Annotated in this window: 15 protein-coding genes and 1 pseudogene; 8 read left to right on the top strand and 8 right to left on the bottom strand. The window is 63.1% G+C overall.

The genetic code is table 11. The features are described 5' to 3' along the window. Nucleotides 1-469: 469 nt before the first annotated feature. Nucleotides 470-859, top strand: a complete 390-nt coding sequence (locus ACP7AL_RS02760; RefSeq protein ID WP_425988610.1) for a DUF5677 domain-containing protein — start codon at nt 470-472, stop codon at nt 857-859. 89 nt (nt 860-948) lie between these two features. After that, a complete protein-coding gene (locus ACP7AL_RS02755; RefSeq protein WP_425988607.1) occupies nt 949-1,188 on the top strand; it encodes a hypothetical protein in 240 nt (79 codons plus the stop codon). Between the two features lie 25 nt (nt 1,189-1,213). Here the strand turns inward: ACP7AL_RS02755 and ACP7AL_RS02750 are convergent, their stop codons facing one another. From ACP7AL_RS02750 to ACP7AL_RS02720, 7 genes and pseudogenes are all read right to left on the bottom strand, one after another. Continuing rightward, on the bottom strand, nt 1,214-2,818 hold the full coding sequence (locus ACP7AL_RS02750) for a Fic family protein (protein ID WP_425988605.1): 1,605 nt from the start codon (nt 2,816-2,818) through the stop codon (nt 1,214-1,216). 227 nt (nt 2,819-3,045) lie between these two features. Next, the gene (locus ACP7AL_RS02745) at nt 3,046-3,465 is read right to left on the bottom strand and encodes a hypothetical protein (RefSeq protein ID WP_425988602.1); all 420 of its coding nucleotides are present in this window, start codon (nt 3,463-3,465) and stop codon (nt 3,046-3,048) included. Nucleotides 3,466-3,586: 121 nt separating this feature from the next. After that, the gene (locus tag ACP7AL_RS02740) at nt 3,587-4,072 is read right to left on the bottom strand and encodes a hypothetical protein (protein ID WP_425988599.1); all 486 of its coding nucleotides are present in this window, start codon (nt 4,070-4,072) and stop codon (nt 3,587-3,589) included. Nucleotides 4,073-4,126: 54 nt separating this feature from the next. Next, nucleotides 4,127-4,228: pseudogene (locus ACP7AL_RS02735) on the bottom strand (hypothetical protein); the annotation flags it as partial. Between the two features lie 258 nt (nt 4,229-4,486). Next, nucleotides 4,487-4,831: a DUF6527 family protein gene (locus ACP7AL_RS02730; RefSeq protein ID WP_425988597.1), complete on the bottom strand. Its 345-nt coding sequence runs from the start codon at nt 4,829-4,831 to the stop codon at nt 4,487-4,489. After that, nucleotides 4,828-6,207, bottom strand: coding sequence for a ThiF family adenylyltransferase (locus ACP7AL_RS02725; protein ID WP_425988594.1), 1,380 nt, complete (start codon nt 6,205-6,207; stop codon nt 4,828-4,830). The genes ACP7AL_RS02730 and ACP7AL_RS02725 overlap by 4 nt, the downstream gene beginning before the upstream one ends. Then, nucleotides 6,204-6,986, bottom strand: coding sequence for a multiubiquitin domain-containing protein (locus ACP7AL_RS02720; protein ID WP_425988591.1), 783 nt, complete (start codon nt 6,984-6,986; stop codon nt 6,204-6,206). Before ACP7AL_RS02720 ends, ACP7AL_RS02725 begins: the two co-directional genes overlap by 4 nt. Before the next feature lie 246 nt (nt 6,987-7,232). Between ACP7AL_RS02720 and ACP7AL_RS02715 the strand changes: the two genes are divergently transcribed. The 6 genes from ACP7AL_RS02715 to ACP7AL_RS02690 all read left to right on the top strand — a co-directional run bounded on the left by ACP7AL_RS02715 (nt 7,233) and on the right by ACP7AL_RS02690 (nt 20,993). Next, nucleotides 7,233-8,306, top strand: coding sequence for a helix-turn-helix domain-containing protein (locus ACP7AL_RS02715; RefSeq protein WP_425988589.1), 1,074 nt, complete (start codon nt 7,233-7,235; stop codon nt 8,304-8,306). Then, nucleotides 8,272-8,793, top strand: a complete 522-nt coding sequence (locus ACP7AL_RS02710; protein WP_425988587.1) for a hypothetical protein — start codon at nt 8,272-8,274, stop codon at nt 8,791-8,793. Before ACP7AL_RS02715 ends, ACP7AL_RS02710 begins: the two co-directional genes overlap by 35 nt. Nucleotides 8,794-9,250: 457 nt before the next feature. Continuing rightward, nucleotides 9,251-10,480 carry a DNA cytosine methyltransferase gene (locus ACP7AL_RS02705; protein WP_425988585.1) on the top strand — a complete coding sequence of 410 codons (1,230 nt, stop codon included), beginning with the start codon at nt 9,251-9,253 and terminating at the stop codon, nt 10,478-10,480. Between the two features lies 1 nt (nt 10,481). Further along, complete coding sequence (locus ACP7AL_RS02700) at nt 10,482-13,046, top strand: hypothetical protein (protein ID WP_425988583.1); 2,565 nt, start codon at nt 10,482-10,484, stop codon at nt 13,044-13,046. Then, the gene (locus ACP7AL_RS02695) at nt 13,043-15,139 is read left to right on the top strand and encodes a hypothetical protein (RefSeq protein ID WP_425988581.1); all 2,097 of its coding nucleotides are present in this window, start codon (nt 13,043-13,045) and stop codon (nt 15,137-15,139) included. Before ACP7AL_RS02700 ends, ACP7AL_RS02695 begins: the two co-directional genes overlap by 4 nt. Next, nucleotides 15,132-20,993: a DEAD/DEAH box helicase gene (locus ACP7AL_RS02690; RefSeq protein ID WP_425988579.1), complete on the top strand. Its 5,862-nt coding sequence runs from the start codon at nt 15,132-15,134 to the stop codon at nt 20,991-20,993. The genes ACP7AL_RS02695 and ACP7AL_RS02690 overlap by 8 nt, the downstream gene beginning before the upstream one ends. On the opposite strand, the gene ACP7AL_RS02685 is transcribed toward ACP7AL_RS02690, so the two are convergent. Next, a complete protein-coding gene (locus ACP7AL_RS02685; protein ID WP_425988577.1) occupies nt 20,990-21,457 on the bottom strand; it encodes a very short patch repair endonuclease in 468 nt (155 codons plus the stop codon). The genes ACP7AL_RS02690 and ACP7AL_RS02685 overlap by 4 nt on opposite strands. Nucleotide 21,458: the final 1 nt, after the last annotated feature.

Here is a 21,458-nt window from a genome sequence, read left to right as displayed (position 1 = left end):
GCTTCAGTCGGCAAGCGCCGCGACCCGACAAGAATTACGACAAGACTACAGATGACTTTTGCCTTTGTACCGCTCATGGAAGTCACGATCTGCAATGGCGAGTCCATTCATGTTGACTGATGCCGTCGTGAATGAAAATGAGATTTTTCAAGTGTCGGGCGCTAGCGTGTTGCTGCGAAGATGATCGTAGGCGGGAGGGGGTCTGCTTAACAAAGCGGAGTAAAAAATAATACGCGTGAGGCGGGTCAAAATGCGATGGATCCTGTTCATATGCTGCCGCGGCAACGGCCCTGAAGACAGCAGACCAAGCGGCCGCGACGGCGGAACGAAGACTCTAAAGGTCACGCAATAGCCTTGCTCACCAGCGAAACTGAGCGCTTTCGAACAAGGAGTAATTGCGATGACGGTTGAATTGTTGAGCGATGATTGGGCGCGCTTCGCCGAAAAACTCAGGAAGAGCGGCTACGCTTTGCTGCTGGCCGCGAACCCGAGGCTGGTGGTGACAGACAAAGGCACGGCGGACCCCAGCATCATTGCTGCGACCTTGTTCTGCAGGTCGCTCACGCATTTCAAGACCATCCCGATTCTGTTGAAGGAAGGTCTGATCGTCGAGGCGCGAACGATCGTTCGCAATTGCTTCGAAAACGCGTTCTGGCTCGCGGCGCTCGCCGAATCTGACGAGCGCGACGAAGCTCTGCGTCGGATGGGAGACGCCGAGCTTTTCACGCGCCATCAGATCGGCCAGTTCGCGATGCAATTGCGCGGCGAGCAGGGTGCCGAGGTGAACGAGGCTCTCCGCGAAGCTATGCGCAAGTTCGAGGAAAGAAAGGGACGAGCGGGCCGACGCCGAAGGACCTAGCCAAACTGGGGCAATTCAAGAGCGCTTACTTATTCTACGCCGAATACTCGCGCGATGCACATCCTACGCTTCACTCGCTGGCAAGATACTTGTCGCGCCTGGAGGAGAACGGCGACGTGTTCAAGTGCCTCGACGCTGTCCCGTCTGGTCGCGAAGGCGACGAGTTCACGATCCAGCATGCCTGTCAGGCCGTGTTGTCGGCGATGTTCGCCGCTAACGACATTTGGGCGGCAGGCGAAGCCAAGCGGCTGACGGAATTTGCCGAGGAGTATTCGTCCTTGGCGGGGCTCGGCATCGTTCCCGATGCCGCTAGGGGTGCGCGCCGCTAGGACGAGCGCGCACGATCCGCTGCGGCTACCGCTTCGGGCCGGGAGCCGCATCGAGGTCGATCTCGGGCTGAACTTCGCCCGGCTTCCTTCGGCGCGGCGGCGGTGGTTCGCGTTTCGCGCAATCCGCCACGAATGCGGCGAACGGTTTGATGTTGCCGCGAACGCTCGCGTCGTCCAGCACCTTCATATATTCATCGCGCCTGTCCACCGGAATGATCGTCCAGGGGATGCCTGCGGAAGCGAGCATGGCGTTCATCATGAACCTTCCGGTTCGACCGTTTCCGTCCGGCAACGGATGGATGAACGTAAAAATGAAGTGGCCGAGGATCGCGCGCACCCTCGAGTCTTTTTCGCCGCGGAGGCATTCGAAGAATGCGTCCATCGCATCCGGGATCGCCTCCCAGCTTGCCGGCACGTGCACCGAGCCACTGATGCCGACAAAGTGCTGACGGTATCCCGCTAGATTCTCGGGCTTCACGATGCCTGCTGCGAGCGATGGCTGGAAGAGGGCTCGGTACCAATTCAGGTGTTCCTGCTCGACGACATCCGCGGCGTCTTCGCCGTCCAAAATTCGGCCGACTGATTTTCTTACTTCCTGGAAGGCGTCCCAATAGCCTTTCGCGGCCATCGTGTTCTTCGTCTCGCGATCGCTTTCGTCTCCGTCCGGGTTCCACGTACCGCTGCGGACCTTCTCGATGAGGGCTTCGCTGACCGAATATCCTTCGATCGACAGGGAGTGATACGCATCCGACGTGTACCGGTCGTCCATCGAAGCGAGGTAAGCTTCCTTGTCGTTGACGGGGCGAGGCTCTATGTCGAAGGCCTCGAGGACGTGCTCCCGCATTTCGGCCCACATCAATCGCACCCGCGTGACGATGGGTGACACGGGGCGTGGCCCGCTGAGTTGCATCGGCACCGGCGCTTTGAACGGATCTTCGTGCTCGCGTACCTTGTGACCGGCGCGGTTCATCGTCGACACGATTTCGTCCGCAACGCGGGCGTTTCCGAGCAGACGGTATGCTCCAGCGATCCGACCGGCTGCGAGCGTGTGGCCGCCCTCGAGGAGCACTCGAAGAACCGTCTGCGTGGCGCGTAGCGACCCCAGAAGGGCTATGACGTCGTTCCTGTTGTTCTGCCAGAAGGCTGGCGCGGCGGAGCAGAGCGCTTCCGCCGCCGGAAACGTCCGCATGTCTGCCGTCTCGATGGGAGTCGGCGTCAGTTTGGGGATCCGCAGCATGTACATGGAGTTGTCGTGCGGAAGAGACAGAGGCTGATTGTTCGCCCGCGGCGAGCAGACGATAATTTGTTTGGGGATGTTAAGATTGCCCGCAAGCAGCGAAATCGAGTTCTCGGCGGATAGCATCCAATCCGCTCCGAACCGATCGTCGAGATAGACCCTGCAGAACTGCCAAAAGGACGTGTACCAGGCGGCCGTGCTTCCTGGTCCGTCTTCCGGGCGGGTGACCATCACCCATCCTCGGATCACTTCCTGGACGAAGCCGGCCCCGACTAGCCGTTCTCGCTCGGTACGGGTGAATTCGTCGGACTTGAATATGCGCCGTGTTCCGTTGCTTCCCAGTTCACGCAATTTGCCGAGGGCGTCGGCAAGTTTTTCGTTGAGGGTGGCCATGGGAACCTCGCGTTCGGTTACACTAGCTTGCCGCTGTTTGATTACGCTAGTTTTCTGCTATTCATATACACTAGTTTGACGCCGTTAATTAACACTAGCTTGATGTTGTATGATTACACTAGTTTAGTGATTCCTGCTAGGTTAATGGTGATACTTCAGCTGGTTATCTAGGAAGACCGAACCCAGGCTCTCGACTAGCTTCCACAGCCCGCCGAGATACTCCCAAATCAGCTAATCCCGTCGCCGCGCTGGCGGCGCTCAATGAAACCATTCTCAAGGATTCGGTGGAACCGCGGGGCCGTCTCCACAGGGACCTCGTTCTGGATGGTCACATGGGGTTTCCAACGCTTATTGTCCTGGCGCGAGAGCTCGCCGCCAATCGCGATCTTCGCTACGTCGCGCAGTCGCTGCAGTTCGGGGCGAGCCGATGCGGATTGCGACACCGAAGCCGAGGAAGAGAAACGGCATCGAACCGAAGTCCGATGGAAGCGTGGGGCGTTTTGAGACGACTGGGGCAGGGCGGCGAGATCGACATCGGCGCAGGTCCAACGTCTCGTCGGGCCATTCGTCGAACCTGTCGTCTCGTCCAGTGAGGGGACCTGGGTGCAGTCGGTGAGGAAAGTCGTGGCCGCGAAGACGACGGCCACGCCGACGGGGCCGATCGGAAAATGCTTCAGGGAACGCTCTACTAACTACTTTGGGTTGAAAGACGCCCACCGTAGAGCGGAACTCGTTCGACTTGCAACCCGATCGACAGCGATCCAGCGTCTATGCTGTCGGGCGTGCCGACAACTGCCTTTCCGCTTGGATCGTGCGGTAACGTTCCTCGATCTGCGGCCAGACTTCGTCCAGGATCGGCTTGAGCTTGAACCATACCGCCAGAAATTGCTCTGGAATTTCGAAGTCAGGGTTTCGCCGCTTTTCTTCGACGACGAAACGAGCGCTCGCGAGGAATCCCTCCCAGAATTGCTCCGGCGTCCGGATGATCGAACGGCGCCTTTCCTTGATTTCGGAGAAATACGAAAGCGGAGGATGACGCCAGCGACTCCGTTCTTGCCAGTCGTCGAACTTCTGCAAGGCTAGCACCCGACGCCAGTAGATTCGCGGGCCGAGCTCTCGTTCGAGCTCCTTCTCGATCAACGCCAGCACTCGGCAATCGTAGGCGTAAGCATAGGGCTCGAAATCGCTCTCAGAGATGCGGATATAGGCATCGTCGAAGCCACGGTAGTCGCCCCGCTCATCCGCTCCGTACATGCCTAGATGCCAATTGCATCCCGAGCAGACGAGTCCACGGATGTTGTAGATAGTGAGTTTGTCGCCACTGCCGCGCTCTGGATGATGGTCGTGCTCGATGACGAGACCTTGAGTCTCGTCACAAAAGGCGCATTTGAAGCTCTGCGCGCGGGCCAGTTCGATAATGAGCTCTCTGACATCGACGTCGAGGCGCAGCCAGCCTCTGGCCGTCTTCTTCAGGAGACCGGCCGCAGTTGGCGCCAGAAATAGTCGCTCATGATGACCTCGGATGGGGCGGTCATCCGATATTCGGGACGAACATGTTCAATCTGTGGTCGGTGGCGCCGGTAAACGCCATCTGACATGCCCTTCAACGGCGCTATTCCAGGTGTCGCCGGCAGTTGGGCGGGTTTTTACGACGCGCGCCGTTGCGAACTAAACCCATCGAACCTTACCGTTTCGCAGGATGAAATGGCACCCACAGCCTGTCTTCAACCACACGGACGGGTGAAGGGTCGCTAGATCGTCCCCTGTCTCGGCGATCTTCCAGCAGGGACGCGCGTCCGGAAGCAGGTTCATCTCCAGCACCTCGCCGCAGCCGCCGGGGCATAGCATGGCGGCCGACCAAGCATAGCCGTCTTCGCCGGCGACGTAGACCTTCTCGGCCTGAAGCGCTTCCGGAATGTCGGTGACATGCAGGGTTCGGAATGTCTGCCTGCGAAGGCCCAGCCGCGTGAGCAGCCAAAGCCAGAATCCCCAGATCGTTTGCCATACGGTCATACGCTGAGCTCAGGCAATCCGAGAAGCGGAGAGGCGTCGCCCGAACCCAGAAGCTTGCCCATGACGGGGCAGGGGGCGCCCTCCGGAGACACCTCGATCTCGTTCTCCGAGAGGTTGATGCGCGTGGTCGCGTAGGCGCGGTTCGGCTGATTGCGCGTCCGATACAAGCGGGCAAGAAACTCGTTCGCAGCCATCGCCGCGACCGTCATGTTCACGCTGATGACGGCCGGCATTTCCTCGTCGGCGCCGCTGATATACTTCTCGCGGACGCGTTCGGCATAGAGCGTCGGATTCTGGCGCCGCAGCGCGTCGGCCGTGACCTGCTCGACGGTATAGGCCTCGCGCGAGAGCAGGCTCGAGCCGCCGGGCTTGAGGTAGTGAACGACGCATTCAATGGAGTCGATCATGCCGTCCTCCAGTGCTCGGATGCGCACACCCATGTCGATGAAGGGAATCATGTAGGCCGAACAGATCCGGTTCATGACATCGCGCCCCTCCGCCGAGTCGACGCCGCCAACCAGGATGTCCGCCTCGGCGATCGCCATCACCGCCCGTCGAGAAACCAGGTTCTCGGGGATGGGGACCGTCTCGGTTCCCAGCTCCATCGCCAACACGGCCCTGCTGCAGACCGCGACCTTGGGCGTCTCGTCCGCGGCGTCCTTGGCCGTGGCGTTGGCGACCCGGTTGAGATTCTTGCGTTCGACGTTCTGTGGGTCGACCGTGATGATCTTCCCCAGACCTAGCCTCCCGAATTCTTCGTTGATGACGCTGCCGGTGCCGGAGGCGCCAGCGATCGCTGCCGTGAGGCGCGACATCTCGGCCGTCATCTGGCGGCCGAAGGCCGCCGTTGCCCTCCCGACGCTGTCGCCGTCCCGACGCGGCGGGTCGGCATGGTAGATCTCGATGTCGTCGCCGACGACCGTGATGCGCTCGATGGGCGTGAACTCGCCTTCCGGCCCGACGCTGCGGCCGAAGAGGGCGCCGTCGGGCAGCATCACCACGCTGGCATGCACCGGCACCTCGACCAAGGCATGGATGCCGGGGAACAGATTGCGGTCGCTCACATCGTCGGCGCGGGAGAAGCGGTCGTAGCCTGCCGGGTGGGAATGCACCTTGACGATGCCGAACCCTCTGGCGGCAGCGCGGTCGGCCAGGTCGTCCATCCACTCGACGGGCCAACTGATGTGGTCCTCGCGCCGGACGCAGGTAGTATAGGGAATCGGGTGCATCTCGCGTGCGAGCAGGCGGTAGCGCGAGGCTCCGTCATGGCGCCCGCACAGGATCAGGGCGGCGGCCTCTTTCCCGTCGCCGGGAAAGAGGTGCCCCTTGAGAAGATCCCGCTGAGAGCCGGTGAGCGTCAGCGTGATCGCTTTCATTGGCCGAGCTCCCGGACGAGCCAGTCCTGCACGTAGGCGAAATGACTCTCCAGGTTGTCGACGCCGGGCTTCCAGACGGACGAGCCGATGCGGTGGCGCGACCAGCGTTGCCAGTCGTTGCCGTCGATCTTCTCGACAGCCTGGATGCAGGCGATCGGGCGCCCGGTGGGCAGCGCGAGGGGCGGATTGAAGTACGCCATGTCGAGCTGCGCGCTGGGGTAGCCCGGCGCGATGTCGATGGCGACATCCGCCACCGCGACGTTGAAGCCCGCCGGGATCGGCATCTGATAGATGACGATCCAGAGGCGGGACCCCGCGCCGTTCGGCATCGGCACCTTCAATGCCTCCCACTTCAGGCAGAGGCCATCGAGAAAGTCCCGATCTTCTTCGCCGACGGCGAACTCGAAGCGCCCGCCGCGGCCGTCCTGGACGTGCTTGTGCTGGGCAACGAAGCGCTCGACGCCATGGTCGCGGAGGTGCACGACGTCGTTGGGCTTCACCTCTTCGGGCGGCCCGTGCCGGCGCTTCTTGCGCAGGCGATAGTCCTTCACCGGGATGAGGCCGGCGCGCTCGAGGATCTCGGCGCCGGTGATTTCCTCCTTGTCGGTGTCGAACTTCTGCTTGTTCACGCGATACCGATACGTGCGCGCCTTCGGCACAGGGCGTCCCTCGCGCACGTATTCCTCGATCTCGACGATCTCGAGGACCACAACGTCGTTTTCGACGACGACAAGGTCACGTTCGACGACGACAACTTCTTCATTGGTCTCCGCCGGCATGGCAAAGCTCCTTCGCTTCGATCCGCTCCGGATTCACAGCGAGGCGAAAATGTGCCATCCTCCGAGTCGCGAACGTGGGGGCACACCTCACAGCTGCCCAGCCGGCAGAGCATTACGGCTGGCTTGTCGGCGGTCCGGGTGCAACCGGGCCGCCGTTTTCGTTTGAGAAACAAAGGCTTGACTTCGTAAGCGCCTTGTTTACAAAAACGTATCAATTATATATTCTGTAAACCAACGGAGGTCAAGGTGATCGGAGAGAGGCTTCGCATCGCAAGACGAAAGGCGGGGTTGTCGCTGCGCGACCTGTCGGATCGCCTTGGCGGCCGCATCTCCCACAACGCCATCGCCAAGTATGAACGCGACGAGATGGAGCCGACCTCCGGGGTCCTGATCGAGCTCTCGCGCGCGCTCGACGTGCCCATGGAGTTCCTCGCGGCGCCGCTGGACGTGCGCCTCGGTCAACTCGAATTCCGTAAGAAATCCGGGACCAGCGCCAAGGATCGCGCGTCGGTCGAGGCGACGGTGCTGGAGCACGTCGAGCGCTACCTTCTGATCGAAGAAATACTCGGCCTGGACAGCGCGGAGTGGAAGAAACCGTTCAACCCGCGCACGGTGAGCAGCTTCGATCAGGTGGAAAAGCTTGCGCAGGACGCGCGGTCGAAGTGGAATCTGGGCAACGCGCCCATACTCGATGTGGTCGAGTTGCTCGAGGAGCATGGCATTAAGGTGATGCTGCTCGAATTGCCCGACTCGGTTTCCGGCCTCACGTGCCTGGTGGAGCGAGGGAACGCGCCGGCGGTGCCGGTGATCGTCGTCAATCGGACCTTCAATCTGGAACGCATCCGCTTCACGTTGCTCCATGAACTCGGTCATCGGCTCATGAAGGTCGAGGGAATCGACGAGGAGAAGGCGGCCCATCGCTTTGCGAGCGCCTTTCTGATGCCGGCCGATCATCTGCGCGCGGTCATCGGAGCGCATCGGCAGGGATTCGGCGTAGCAGAGCTTCTCGCTACGAAGCATGTCTATCGGGTCGCGGCCACGGCTCTGTTGGTTCGTTTCAGGGACCTAGGGATTATTTCGCCGGAGCAACTTACGTCGTTGTTCCAGACGACGGCCCGCCACTGGCGCAGGAACGAGCCGGAACCGCTCCCTCCGACGACAAGCGCCGAATGCCCGCAGCGCTTTCAGCGGCTCTGCTACCGCGCGCTAGCCGAAGGGGTTATATCGAATTCGAAAGCAGCCGATTTGCTTCGTCAGCCCGTTGCGGCCATCGCAAGAAAGATGAATGGCGATGAGCCGTCCGAAGATCGTTGTCAGTGATTCATCTGTTGTGATGGACCTCGCCAAGGTCCGGCTTGTCGAGCCCGTCCTCAAGCTGCCGTTCGAATTCGTCATTCCCGACGTCATTCTCGCCCGCGACGTTGCCGATCTCGGCCCATACACGGCGGCGCGACTGCTTCGGCTCGGCTTCGTCGCGGGAGAGCTGGATGGGGCGCAGACCCGATGTGCCCGCGACTATTTCCTGCAGCATCGCCGGCAGCTGAGCCTCAGCGACTGTTTTGCCTGGCGCCTCGCTGAGGTCCACAAGGGAATCCTGATGACCGGCGACGCCGACCTGAGCACCATTGCGGCCGCCGTCAACGTCGAGGTTCGCGGCATTCTTTGGGCCATCGAGATGATGGCCAAGAACAAGACCAGCACCGGCAGTGTCCTCGCCGAAGCGCTCGACCGGCTCGGAAGCGATCCGCTAAGGAACCTGCCAGAGGCCGAGACCCGCGCACTCCGGGAATGGCTCAAGGCTGGGTGAAAGTCTATTGCGCCGCCGACGAACGACATTGGGCGGAGAAGTCGAAGGGCGCCGCCCTGTCAACTACCAATGGGAATGGTTGCGCGTTCCGACCGACTAAAGTCGATCTGATTGCGCTTGCGGCAGGATTCAACCCGTGCGACGATTTTGCCGCTTCCGTAGGCGCGACTCGGTTAGATTGGAGACCGCCGGGAGCGAGGGGATCGATCAACGCGAATCGGCGTCTCGCCTTAGAACAAAGCCGACTGGTGTCATCCGCATCCGGCTGACTGCGGGGAGGCCATCACCGCTTCCCAAGATCCAGCGGCGAAGTTCGGAGAGCGGAAGCCGATTGGAAGCTGGGGTAGGGGTATGGAGATGTCTGAAGCGATCGTCGGACCGAAGTCGCATGGGCTCTTCTGGCGTCTTGCTGCGTTCGGAATGATGATGGCCGCCGTCAGCGGGAGGGCCGTCTGAAGTGCCGAGCTATCTCGAATTTTTCGCGGGCGGAGGAATGGTACGCGCCGGCTTGGGAAGCCGGTGGAAGTGCCATTTCGCCAACGATTTCGATCCGCTGAAGGTCCAAGTCTACGCCGACAATTGGGGCGAAGAGGAAATCATCAAGGACGACATCCACAAAGTGGAGGCCGGAGATCTCGGGCGTCGCGCCGACTTGGCCTGGGCGTCGTTCCCTTGCCAGGATCTGTCCATGGCGGGAAACGGACTCGGCATCGGCCAGGCCAGCGGAGCCAATCGCACGCGATCGGGGACCTTTTGGGCGTTCATCGATCTCATGAAGAGCCTGAAGGCCAACGGCCGCTTGCCGCGGATCGTGGTCCTCGAAAACGTCGTCGGCCTTCTGACCATCAACGGCGGCGAGGAATTCAAGGCGGTCATCGCGGCGCTCGACCGGCTGGGGATGCGCGCCGGCGCTGTCATGGTCGACGCGCGGCATTTCGTTCCCCAGTCCCGGCAAAGGGTCTTCATCGTCGCCGTCTCGAAGGCGGCCAAGATCGCGGCCGAACTCGTTCGCGAGGAGCCCCATCCGACCTGGCATCCGGATCCGCTAGTGAAGGCCGTCGAGAAATTGTCGCCGCAGTGCCGCGGTCAGTGGATGTGGTTCAATCTCGGTGCCGCGCCGGAACCGAAGAAGACGCTGAACAAGATCGTGAAAGACAAACCGGTCGGCGTCGAGTGGCACACGCCCGCGGAGACCAAGCGTCTGATCGGCATGATGTCCGAGATACACAAGCAGAAGCTTTCCGAGGCCAAGAAGTCTGGCAAGCGGATCGTGGGCACGCTTTCTCTGCGAATGCGGCCGTCGAACCGCAAGACCGTGCAGAGGACGGAGGTGTGTTTTCGCGGACTGGCGGGCTGCCTGCGGACGCCCAAAGGCGGCGGCTCGCGCCCGCGCATCATCGTGGTGAAGGGTGCGGACGTGCGCACGCGACTTCTCGCGCCCGCGGAAGCAGCCTCGCTCATGGGATTGAAGGCGAGCTACCAGCTCCCGGGAGTCTACGAATTCGCGTTCAGGGTGATCGGCGATGGCGTAGCCGTGCCCGTCGTCGCCTTCCTACGCAAAAAGCTTCTGAATCCACTGTTGCGCTCCGTCAAGAAATCGAGCCCGGCGAACGCGCGCAAAACGAAGCGCGGCTTACGCGCTTCGCCGGGACGGAGCCGTCGCGGCCAATTTGAGATTCGGGTTTAAGATGCGCGCCGACCTGCCCACCGGCCTGTCCGACTGGGAAGAGGCGCTAACGCGGCGCTTCCTGACGGCGGTCGGCGAGGACGTCGGTCCGATCAGGTCCTTCGACATCAGCCCCGAGACGTTGGCGCTCGCGGTCGGCGCGGATCCTGCGGCCGGCACCCACGCGGTTGCCGCGTTCAAGACGGCGCTGCTGGCGAACAGATTCGCGCTGTATGCGGCGTTGGAGAACGGAGCCTTCAACCGGAAGCTTGCTGCCGAGTGCCCTGGCTGCTTCGCTTATCTCGCGCTGACGATCTTCGTCGATAGTCACATCGACGGCGACGATGCGGACGGCTCCGAGCAGTTCAGGCCGAAGCTCGCCGCATTCCTGGGTGGCGACCGCGGCTTTTCGAAGCTGTCCGGCGTTGCGTCCATGTGGAGGTTCCTGCGCGATTGGCTCGCCCGCCAAGCGAAAGCCGGCAGGCCGTTCCGAAAGCTCGTTCTTCCGACCGAGGATGCCTGGGTTCAGATCGGCTATTCCTTGCGCTTGTCGTTTCCGTCCCGCCGAGACCACACGTTCCTCGGCAACTTCTTCGACCAGCATCCTGGGATCACGTCCGACGAGCGCGCGATGCTCGGCACGCTCCGCAACCTGGTCGACCGATCAAGCGCGTCGCCGGGATTGCATGACGCCTTCGACGAATTCCACCAGGCCTATCTCGGCGGACAGCGCACGCTCGCGGACCACCGGTTCTGGAAGTTCGTGTTGTCGGTGGCCGCGGCTCGAAATCTCGATCTGCCGGCGGACGTTTCGCTGGAGATCTATCCCGACGAAGACGGGCTGCTTCAGTTCAAGATCGACGTCGCCGGAAAGTCCGACGGCAAGAGCGTCCACTCGACGCTCCAGTCGGCGGTGGAGACCGCCGGCAAACTCGGCGCGTCGAATCTGGCGAAGGTCACGGCAGCCGGCTACGTCGTCTTCAAGCGCGTGGGGATGGCACGCTGGTCCGCGGTGCCCAGATTTTCCGATTGTCGCGGCGAGGTTAAAGTCGGGCTCTGCCGCCGCCTGACCGCGGCGATCGGTTCGAAGCTCGGCCGGCTAGCCGCCAGCGGCGACTGGGGCCTAACGGTCGAACCCGTGTCGATCGCCAAGGCGGAGGACGCGCTGCACCGGCTGCTTGCGAAGGGCGAGATGCCGGCGATCATCTCGGGCGTGACCGTGGCGGGGGGCGTACGGATCGGTCATCATTGGCTTGGACGGCGCACGGTGCTGCCGACGATCGAGACAGACCTTGGAGCACCGACGATCGGCGCCGAAGGCGAGCCGGACGCGCCCCCGCTGGCGTGCAAGGAGATCGAACCAAATCTCTACGCGATCAAGACCCGACGCCCGCTCAACGGCGCCTACGAACTCAGGGGTTCGGCGATGACTGCGACGCGGCTCCAGTTCGTCGCCGACGCGTTCGTTCACGACGCGCGGCGGATGTCCAACATCGTCGACATGCCTGAGTGGAACGACACGGTCGAGCTGCGGTCGCGCGTCGCCGAGCCTCCCCAAGGCTGGGACGAGGTCCCGGAACCATTGGACGACCTTCTCGAGGCGATCTATGCGGGCGGCCGCGGAGGGTGGAGCGAGGCCGATCTCATTCCATTGCTGGAGAGAGTTCTTCCGGCGGAGATCAATCCTTGGGATTTTCTGCGAAGCCTTCAGGACGCCAGCGTGCTGACCCCGTTTCTGCGGGCGCGGTTCCGCGGCCGATCGTGGACCCTCGACCCCGTCGCACTGGTGCCGCTGAGGTCGCGCGACGAAGATTTCGTCTTGGTCGACGGATGCTTGCCCGCGTTGCTGCTGCGCGACTTCAAGCAGGCGGTGAAGGCGCTAGGCGGGCGGCCGTTCAGACGAATGACGTCTCCGTGGAGCGTTCCGTTGATCGGCGCCGTAGGCGTGCCCGTCGACAATCTGAAAGAGCGGCTGGACTGGCCGGCGAAGCGGGCGACGGTGCCGGGCCGCCGCCCGGCGGCCTTCGACGACGCGCCGCATCGCCGGCTCGACGCCTACCGGCAGGAATACGAATGGTCCTGGGACCTGGGTCGCTTCACTTCAGGCGGATCCCGTTCGCCCGTGCGGCTTGCGCGTTGGGTCCATCTGGGTGAATGCGATCACGACGTCTACGTGGTCTCCGGACGAACGCAGGAGCGGCTTTTCCTTTCCCGCTGCTGCGCGATTGTGCACGCGCACATGTTGGCCGGAAGGGCGATGTACCGCTTCGACGCGGCGCGGCTCGTCCGGCTTGGGCGAGACGGGTTCCTGCCGGACCGGATTTCGCAATGGCTCCGGTACGTGAATTTGAACAACGCGGGGCCGATGCCGTCCGGAGGCTACGGATACTGCGCCGACCAGAGTCAGGCGACGGGGATCGCGGCCCTGCTGCGGGGCGCAGTCGACGCCGGCGTTGCGGTTCGCGCTTCCTGGGACGTCGTTGCCTCCGCCAGGCGCAGCGGCTTCGCCGAACGACTGGTGTTTACGGACGGACGCTTCGTTTCGGGACGGGCGCCTTTCAATTCGACTGAGTGGAGTGGGGCATGAGCGCCAGCAATAGCTTCGTGGTCGGCCAGTGCACGCGGGTGCGCGATACCGTCTTCATGAAAGCGCGCGCGCAGTCGGTCGACGGCTCAATGCGCGATCTTACGCATACGTCCCAAAACGAGTTCCCGCCCGATGGAGAGATCGAACTGCGCGGCGCGCGCGCGACCCTGAAGCAGGACGACTGGGCGATCGCGAGGCCGGTGCTGGACGGGCCGCCGCGCCGCCAGCGCTGGGTCTCCCAGACCGCGCGGAAGCTGCTGCCGTTCGAAGACCTTTCGGGCCTCGCCGGTCCTGAGGCGGCGCGCAGGCTTCTGGTCGAGTCCGGTCTGCAGGACGGCTACACGGGCGAGAAGATCTTCCGGATCGGCGCCGAGAAGATGATCATGGTCACGATGGTCCGATCGGAGGACGGCAGATGCCGCGCCACCTCGGCGGATATGCGACGGCTGCCCGTCTACGATTTCGATCCCACGAAGGTTCTCACGATTCCGACCCCGGGCGGTTCGGTTTCGTTGATGGAGAAGAACCATCAATCCGCCGAAACCGGCGTCGCGAACTGGATCGGCGACGCCCAGTATGTCGAGCAGATCGTGCGGGGCGCTCTCGCTGTGGAAGACGCGGACCAAAAGGCCACGGCTGCGGTCGCTGCGACGCTGCTGGCGCACGCGGACAGGCTCGCCGGCCAGCTTTCCGGCAGCGGCGAGCCCGACCCGAAGGTCGCCCAGGAAATCCTCAGGTCGCGCCGTCTGGGCGATCTTCTGGCGTCGAGGCCCGCGCTTATCGCGGAATTCATGAACGCGCTGAGGCGCGACCCAAATATTGCGGCGCGCATCGAGCAGGAGATCGCGCGGCTTACGGCGGAGACCGTCGAGGCGAAAAGGGCTGAGCTCACCGCCCAGTTGAGCGAGTCTCTCGAGGCCGAACTCGCTGGCCTCAGGCGGGACCGGACGAGTAAGCTCGAGGCCGAGTTGTCGGATCTCGAAGCCTCGAGTCTGCAGGAGCTGCAGCAGAAGATCGACAGCCAGACAAACTCGGCGCTCTCGACGCTCGAGGTAAGGAAGGCGGGCCTGGACCGGGCCGTTGCGGAATTGGAGAAGACGCGCGACGCGCTGCACGAAAGCCACCGCCTGAAGGGCGAGGAGATCGAAGCGCTGTCCAACGACGTGGGCAGGCTGACCTCGGAAGTAGCCGACCGCAAGGCGGACCTAGACCGCCTGCTGCGGATGGAGGAGTTGCTGCGGAGTTCGGGCGAAAGATCGAAGGCCGCCGACGACGGGCCATCGTTTCCGCTCGCGATCGTCTCGCCGAGCGCTCGGCCGCTGCCGCTAGGCGAGATCGCCGACTGGCTCACGGCCTCGCAGCTGCTCACCGACGCGGGCAGACGCGGTGTGGCCAGACTGGCGGCGCTGATGCTGGGTGGCGGCGTTCCGGTCGTCGACGGTCCCGAGGCCGACGACGTGCTCGATATCCTGTCGTCGATGCTGGCCGGCGGCGCCATGACGTCGTTCGACTGCGACCCCACCGTCATCAGCTACGACGATCTATGGCGCCGTCCAGGCGCCGGCGCGTCGACGCAGGCTGGCCTCGCGCTTTCGGACGTGCAGAAGACAGGCGCCATTCGGCTTTGCGCGATCCGCCGAGCCGAACTCGCTCCATCCGGATTCTGGATCGAAACGTTGCGCCGGGCGGCCCGACGACGGTCGGTTCCGAAGGAGCTTCTTCTCTGCGTCACGCGAGCCGGCGATGGCGAGGAGGAAGCCTCGAAGGATCCGTCCGCGTTCCGCGCCGAAGGCTGGATCGAGCTAAACGCCGGCGCCCAAGCTCTGGCCTCGGTCGTCGACGAGGCCTTTCCGCGCGTCGTGGACGTCTCGAGCCTTCCGTTCGATCCTCCAGCGGCCTTGAGCGCGATCGGCGTTCCGCCCTTGCGGCTGTCGATCTCCGACGCCCGTTGGCTGGCGCAGTTCGCTCCGGTGGCGAAAGCGATCCTCAAGGGCGAGGCAACCCCGTTCCTGAAGGAGATTCTGGAAGCGGAATCCGGGAACGCGAAGCCGGCCCTGAAGCTGATCGACAACGGAGGACCGTCGCGTGCTTGACCCGATCGGCGGCTTCGAACGCATCAAGGATTTCTTCATCTCCTACGTCGAGACGGCGTTTCGCATCTCAAGCGTTCAGACCGCCGATCAGCGCCGGAACCTTCTCGAGTCCGACGGCGCGCTCGCCACCGCGCCCTTCGTCGAGCCTGTTCCACGCTATCAGCAATACAAGGACCCGTTGGAGAAGGTGATATCCGACGGACGGTTGAGCCATCTGTCGCAGGCGGGACGCGACGCGTTCGTCGAGTTGGCCTTATCTGGCCTATTCGACGGCGAGCCTGCCGCTGGACCGGTCAAGCGCAAGTCGATCTTCAATCCGTACATCCACCAGGTCGAGATGCTCTTTCGCGGCTCGAACCCGGGGAAGCCGGGCGTCGTCACGTCTGGCACGGGCTCGGGAAAGACCGAGAGCTTCATGCTGCCAGTCTTGGCCGCCATCGCGAACGAAGCCGTGAAGTGGCCGGCACCGAACGCGGGATTTCTTCAAGAGAAGTGGTGGGCGGGCGGCGACCCTTTCGTCCACATGCGACGCCATGAGAGCCAGCAACGGGCCAAGGCGCTGCGCGCGATCGTCCTTTATCCGATGAACGCTCTGGTCGACGACCAGATGGTCCGTCTGCGCCGGACGCTGGACTCCGACGAGGCCCGCGCCGTGATGGACGAGCGCTTCGCCGGGAACCGGATCTTCTTCGGACAGTACACCAGTTCGACGCCGGTCACGGGGTACGAAAAGCATCCGCGGAAATCGCAGGACAAAGGCGAGAAAGCGCGGAGAGCGCGCCGAGGCGCCGAGCTTCGGGAGGAGATGCGCCGGTTCGAAAGCGATCAGGACGCGGCGCGGCAGCACGACGCCGAAGCGCGCCGAAAGGCTGCGGCGGCGGGCAAGAAGGCGCCCGATCCGACCAGGTTCATCTTCCGCTCGATCGATGGCGGCGAGATGGTGAGCCGTTGGGACATGCACCGGGCGCCGCCTGACATCCTGGTCACCAATGCGTCGATGCTGGGCACGATGCTGTCGCGCGAAGTCGAAGACAAGATCTTCGAGGCGACACGGGATTGGCTGGCGAGCGATCCGGACTCCTACCTTTTCCTCATCATCGACGAATTGCATCTTGTGCGCGGTTCGGCCGGCACGGAAGTGTCGTTCCTGATCAAATCGCTTCTTCAGCGCTTGGGTCTCGACGATCCGGCAAAGATCCACAAGCTCCGGATTCTCGCGTCGAGCGCATCGCTCCCGCTGGACGGAGAGAACGAGGACCACAGCCTCAGATATCTGCGTGATTTGTTCGCCCCGTACGGCACTAGCCAGGGGCCGGGCGATCCGGGCACCCAGGACCCGACGTTCTGGCGGGACTGTGTCGTGCCCGGCAAGCCGCATCTCGACCTGGTCCCGCTCGTCAAGCTGCCGCGCGACCCGTTCGAGGCCCTGGTCACGGCATCTGACGCGAAGAACGAAGGCCTGATCAGGGATGTTCCACGGACCCAGCAGGTTGAGGCCGCCCTCGCGAAGATCGCCGCGGCCCTCGGCCTGAACTCTGGCGACGCGGAATTCGTGCGGAATCTGTCGCGCCGCTCGGCCGAGATACTGACGAGCGCCTGCATCGACGGCGACAACGTGAGAGCCACGTCCATCGATCGGCTTGCCGACACGCTCTTCGGAGACAAGGGCGCGACCAAGGCGCTGCGCGGCTTGATGCTGGCTCGCGCGCTTCCGGAGAGCATCGGGCATAAGGCGGAAACTCCGGTCGGCCTTCCGTCATTCCGCTTTCATGGGTTCATCCGGAACATCGAAGGGCTATTCGGCTCGGTGGATCAGGGAAACGCAGGCATCAGGGTCGGCGACCTGACGATCGAACGCGGCGTGTCGCACGGCAAGCCGTCCGACGATTCCGCGCGCGGCCGCAGGCTCTTCGAGCTCCTATATTGCGAAGCCTGCGGCGAACTTTTGCTTGGCGGCCAACGCGGATCGTCCGCTGGCAACACCAAAGTCGTGGAGATGCTTCCGTCGGCGGCCGACCTCGAGTCGATTCCCGAGAAGGCGGGTTCGGAATACTACGACAAGATGACGTGGGCGCAGTTCGCCGTCTTCTGGCCGAAGACGGAGACGCCGCGAGAATCGGAGCGTGGTTACGATCATTGGACCACCGCGGCGCTCGATCCGACCTCCGGCGCCGTCACCGAGCGAGACGACGTGCCGGCGGGCCATATCGGCGGCCACGTCTACTTCCAGACGGACGATGCGATTCAGAACGCCAAAGGGCAGGAAGTCCGCTTGCGGATGGCTCAACCGTTCTGCTGTCCCAAGTGCGGAACGGACTACTCGTTCCGGCCGCGATCGGGCCGCGCCAATTCTCCCATCAGGGCCTTCCGGACGGGCGTCGGAAAGGCGTCACAGATGGTGGCAACGGAGCTTTTCGAACTGCTGCACGCCATCCGCGCGGAGCCGAAAAGCATCGTGTTCTCGGACAGCCGGCAGGATGCGGCGAACCAATCGCTGGAAATCGAGCGGCTGCATCTACGTGACCTGCGCCGCGAAATCCTGGTCACGGCCGCGCGCGAGTGCCTCGCGGAGGCCCAGGACAAGTACGTCAGCCAGAAGGAGAGGGAGCGGGTATACGAAGAGTTGAAGGGCGACATGAAGGCCATGATGGCGCGCATGGCCGAGTGGGCGAAATTGGACGACGAGTTGAAGGACATCAACCTCGACTCCAAGAAGATCCGCCTTGACTACCTCCTGCAGTATGGGAGCAGGGACCGCACGCTGTCGCGCATCACCGCTGAGTTCGTCGGCCTCGGGATTCACCCCTTCGACGAAGTCGGCAGAAAGAAGTTCGACAACAAGCCGTGGTGGGACGCCTTCGTCCGCTCGGCGGGCGTGAGCCAGTTCTCCCCCCAGCTTGCGGCCGATCAGCGGCTGGCGCTGGAGAGGGAGATCATGACCAACCAGTACGAACTGGTGGAGGACGTGATCTTCGCCAACACATTCTTCGCGCTGGAGGAGACGGGCCTGGCCTACCCGTCACTCTCGCCCGATGCGTCCGAGGAGACGCGGAAGCTCGACGCCTGGCTGCGCGTGTTCGCGAGCGCGTCCCGCGTCCGCGAGGGCAAGTTCTTCGACAGACACAATTTCATGACTTGGGACAAGCCGCAGGCCGTGCCAAAGAAGAACAGGGTGCGGCGGTTCGCAGATGGAGTGTTCGGCGCGACCGTGGACAATGGCTTGCAGAAGATCCTCGACGATCTCGCCGCGATCGGCCATCTCGGCGGCGTGATCGAGGTCGGGAAACTGCATTTGCGCATCGCCCAGCCGGGAGATCCATACTGGAGATGCGAGTCCTGCGAGCGTGTCCACTTGCATCGCGGCGAACAGATCTGCACCCGATGCTACACGCGCTTGCCGGACAATCCGACCGGAACCGTCGACGCTCTCTGGAATTCGAATTTCCTCGGCAGGCGCATCGTCCGCGGACACGACCAGGGCATCAAGCGCTTCCGGTTGAAATGCGAGGAGTTGAGCGGACAGACAGAGGACTTCTCGGATCGCCTGCGCCGGTTCAAGGACATCTTCGTCGGACAATCGAACGAAGTAGGCCGTCTTGCGGAAGAGATCGACATGTTGTCGGTGACGACCACCATGGAGGTGGGCATCGACATCGGCTCGTTGCAGACGGTCTACCAAGCCAACATGCCGCCCCAAAGGTTTAACTATCAGCAGCGCGTCGGCCGGGCTGGGCGCCGCGGTCAAGCGTTCTCGTTCGTGACGACCTTCTGCCGCGGCCGCAGCCATGACGCCTTCTATTTCCGTCATCCGGAGTCGATCACCGGCGATGCCCCGCCGCCGCCGTTCCTCGCCGTCGACCATGACCCGATACCTCACAGGCTCCTCAGAAAGGTCTGGCTGCGGGCAGCGTTCGCGGTCGTCCGCGACGATTGCATCAGCCGCGGAGACACATTCCCCGGCGACGACCTAGTGCCTCCGGATGTGCACGGAGAATACGTGCCGACGGGACCGTTCTACATCGCCGGATCACCTTGGCCCGATCGACTGCTCGCCGCCTTGCGCCAGACGCAGCACATCCGCGACGGCTTCGTGAATTCCGCCATCCTGGATCCGGCGCAGCGGGCGCGCCTGCTTGCGACGTCGACGCCGGAGACGCTGCTCGACGAAATGATGAAGAGGAGGGACGCGGCTCCCCGCGACAACGCCGGACTGGCGCAGTTTCTCGCCGAACAGGGCCTCCTGCCCATGTACGGAATGCCCACGCGCGTGCGCAATCTCTATCTCGGGATGCTGACGAAGGGCACCGGCTCCAACGAGGAGCTGTCGTGGCTTTCCATGGATCGCGACCTCGAAATGGCGATCTTCGAGTTCGCGCCTGGCAGCCTCCTTGTGAAGGACAAGGAGAAGCACAAGTCGATCGGTTTCACGGGTAGTTTATTGGATCCAGAGCGGCGAGGGCGGTTCATCAATGTTCAACCCCCCATGACGAACTGGATCAGCGAAGACGGCTTCGTCGGCTGGTGCGTCGCTTGCGGTGCCGCCAAGCATGAGCGCGAGCGTCCCGGCATCGGAGTTCAGTGCGACGATTGCCGGGGCGACATACTTCCCGGGGAGTTTCGTCACTACGTCTCGCCGTCCGCCTTCAGGACGGATTTCCGTCCCGAAGACGGAGACATCGACGAGGTCGGCGTGATGTCGACCCGGACTGTGGCGACGGTCGCGCGGGAGGGCAAGCCGCAGGACGTCGGCAGCATCCGGATCCACGCGGGAGCGGGCACGACCATCATGCAGCTGAACGACGGCCGCCCGAACGAGCTCGGCGAGCAGCAGCTCTTCGAGGTCGAGATCATGACCGATCAGGAGGTCGCCACGTTCCCGCGCGGCGTCCAGCTTCCGCTGCAGGCGATCGACACCAGCGTCTCCATCAAGGACAAAAACCGGCGATTTCAGAGGACCGACGACGGCATCGGACAGTTCGGCCTCTTCGCGCGCAAGGCGACCGAAGCCGTTTTCGTGGAGGCCAAACTTTTCAACCAGCGGCTCAATATCGATCTCGTCGCGAAAGCCGGCGATCGCACCCACATCGCGGCCCGGGCGGCGGCGATCAGCGCCACGCACCTGCTGGTGCAGAAGGCGGCACTCAAATTGGACGTCGCGCCCGACGAATTCGAGGCCCTCGAGCCGCGACTTCGGCATGGCCGGCCGATGCTTCAGATCGCCGACACGTTGATCAACGGCTCAGGACTCTGCCGTCGGCTTTGCCAAACGGCAGCAGACGGACGTCCGGACATCGCCCGATTGATCGAAGAGATCCTGACGGTGCGCGATAAATGGCCGCTCGCGGACTTCATGGACGCTGAACATGAGGCGCAGTGCTCGACGTCCTGCTACATGTGCATCCAGCAATATCAGAACCGTCGCTATCATCCGCTTCTGGATTGGCGTCTCGGCCTCGCGTACCTGCGGTCGATGACGAACCCCACATTCCAGTGCGGCCTCGACGGCGACTTCGATTCCTATCCGGAACTGAAGGGGTGGCTCGGAAAGGCGCAGGCGTTGGCCGAGGCGGTGGCTTCGATGCGCCCGAAGTTCTGGCGGGCCGAGAGGACTGGGGCCATGCGTCTGCCGTGCCTGGTCGAGACCGATGGACAGCAGCGTGTGGTCCGGAGGCTGGTGGTGATCCATCCGCTGTGGCGCGCCGATCAAGCGCTCCTGAGCCGCCTGGGCGTCGCGGCCCCCGGCGTTCGCACGCTTCCGATCGACACCTTCGACCTCGAGCGACGGCCTCTGCGCGCGTTGGAAATGGTCGAGGAGAGGGGGCCGGCACCGGCCTTCCAGGCCAACGGCGACTAGCTACGGGGCGCCGAAACAAACAGGCGGCGAAGGATCCTGTCCAATTTTGCGGGATCCTTCGCCTGGCACTCCCAGATGACCGCGCATCGCCATCCGGACTTTTTCAGGAGCCTGATAGTCTCCTTATCCCGGAGCGCGTTCCGCTGAAGCTTCTTCGTCCAGTAATCGACGTTGGTTTTTGGAAGTCGCGCTCTTTTGCAGCGGTGCGAATGCCAAAAGCAGCCGTTCACGAATAACGCGGTGCGCCAGCGACGGAAAACGAGATCTGGCTTGCCGGGAAGATCGGCGCCATGAAGCCGAAACCGGAGCCCTAGTCCGTGCGCGGCGCGCCTCACGTTGAGTTCGGGCGTGGTATCCTTCGATCTGATCTGCGCCATCGTCCACGAGCGATGGGAAGAATAGCTCTCCCGCTCACCGACCGCCACGTCAGGCCGTTTTGCACGTGCTTTGCGATTTACTCCCATT

Origin of the sequence: Afipia sp. DC4300-2b1 (assembly GCF_049895725.1) — a bacterium.
In the GTDB taxonomy this organism is placed as follows: domain Bacteria; phylum Pseudomonadota; class Alphaproteobacteria; order Rhizobiales; family Xanthobacteraceae; genus Afipia; species Afipia broomeae.
Note: the sequence above shows the minus strand (reverse complement) of the source record. Positions and strands in the feature narration are given on the sequence as shown.

What these genes read in the sequence shown, in the direction of transcription:
- ACP7AL_RS02750 (WP_425988605.1), bottom strand. Translation starts at nt 2,818, where the DNA reads ATGGCCACCCTCAACGAAAAACTTGCCGACGCCCTCGGCAAATTGCGT.
- ACP7AL_RS02740 (WP_425988599.1), bottom strand. Translation starts at nt 4,072, where the DNA reads ATGTACGGAGCGGATGAGCGGGGCGACTACCGTGGCTTCGACGATGCC.
- ACP7AL_RS02730 (WP_425988597.1), bottom strand. Translation starts at nt 4,831, where the DNA reads ATGACCGTATGGCAAACGATCTGGGGATTCTGGCTTTGGCTGCTCACG.
- ACP7AL_RS02725 (WP_425988594.1), bottom strand. Translation starts at nt 6,207, where the DNA reads ATGAAAGCGATCACGCTGACGCTCACCGGCTCTCAGCGGGATCTTCTC.
- ACP7AL_RS02720 (WP_425988591.1), bottom strand. Translation starts at nt 6,986, where the DNA reads ATGCCGGCGGAGACCAATGAAGAAGTTGTCGTCGTCGAACGTGACCTT.
- ACP7AL_RS02710 (WP_425988587.1), top strand. Translation starts at nt 8,272, where the DNA reads ATGGCGATGAGCCGTCCGAAGATCGTTGTCAGTGATTCATCTGTTGTG.
- ACP7AL_RS02700 (WP_425988583.1), top strand. Translation starts at nt 10,482, where the DNA reads ATGCGCGCCGACCTGCCCACCGGCCTGTCCGACTGGGAAGAGGCGCTA.
- ACP7AL_RS02695 (WP_425988581.1), top strand. Translation starts at nt 13,043, where the DNA reads ATGAGCGCCAGCAATAGCTTCGTGGTCGGCCAGTGCACGCGGGTGCGC.
- ACP7AL_RS02685 (WP_425988577.1), bottom strand. Translation starts at nt 21,457, where the DNA reads ATGGGAGTAAATCGCAAAGCACGTGCAAAACGGCCTGACGTGGCGGTC.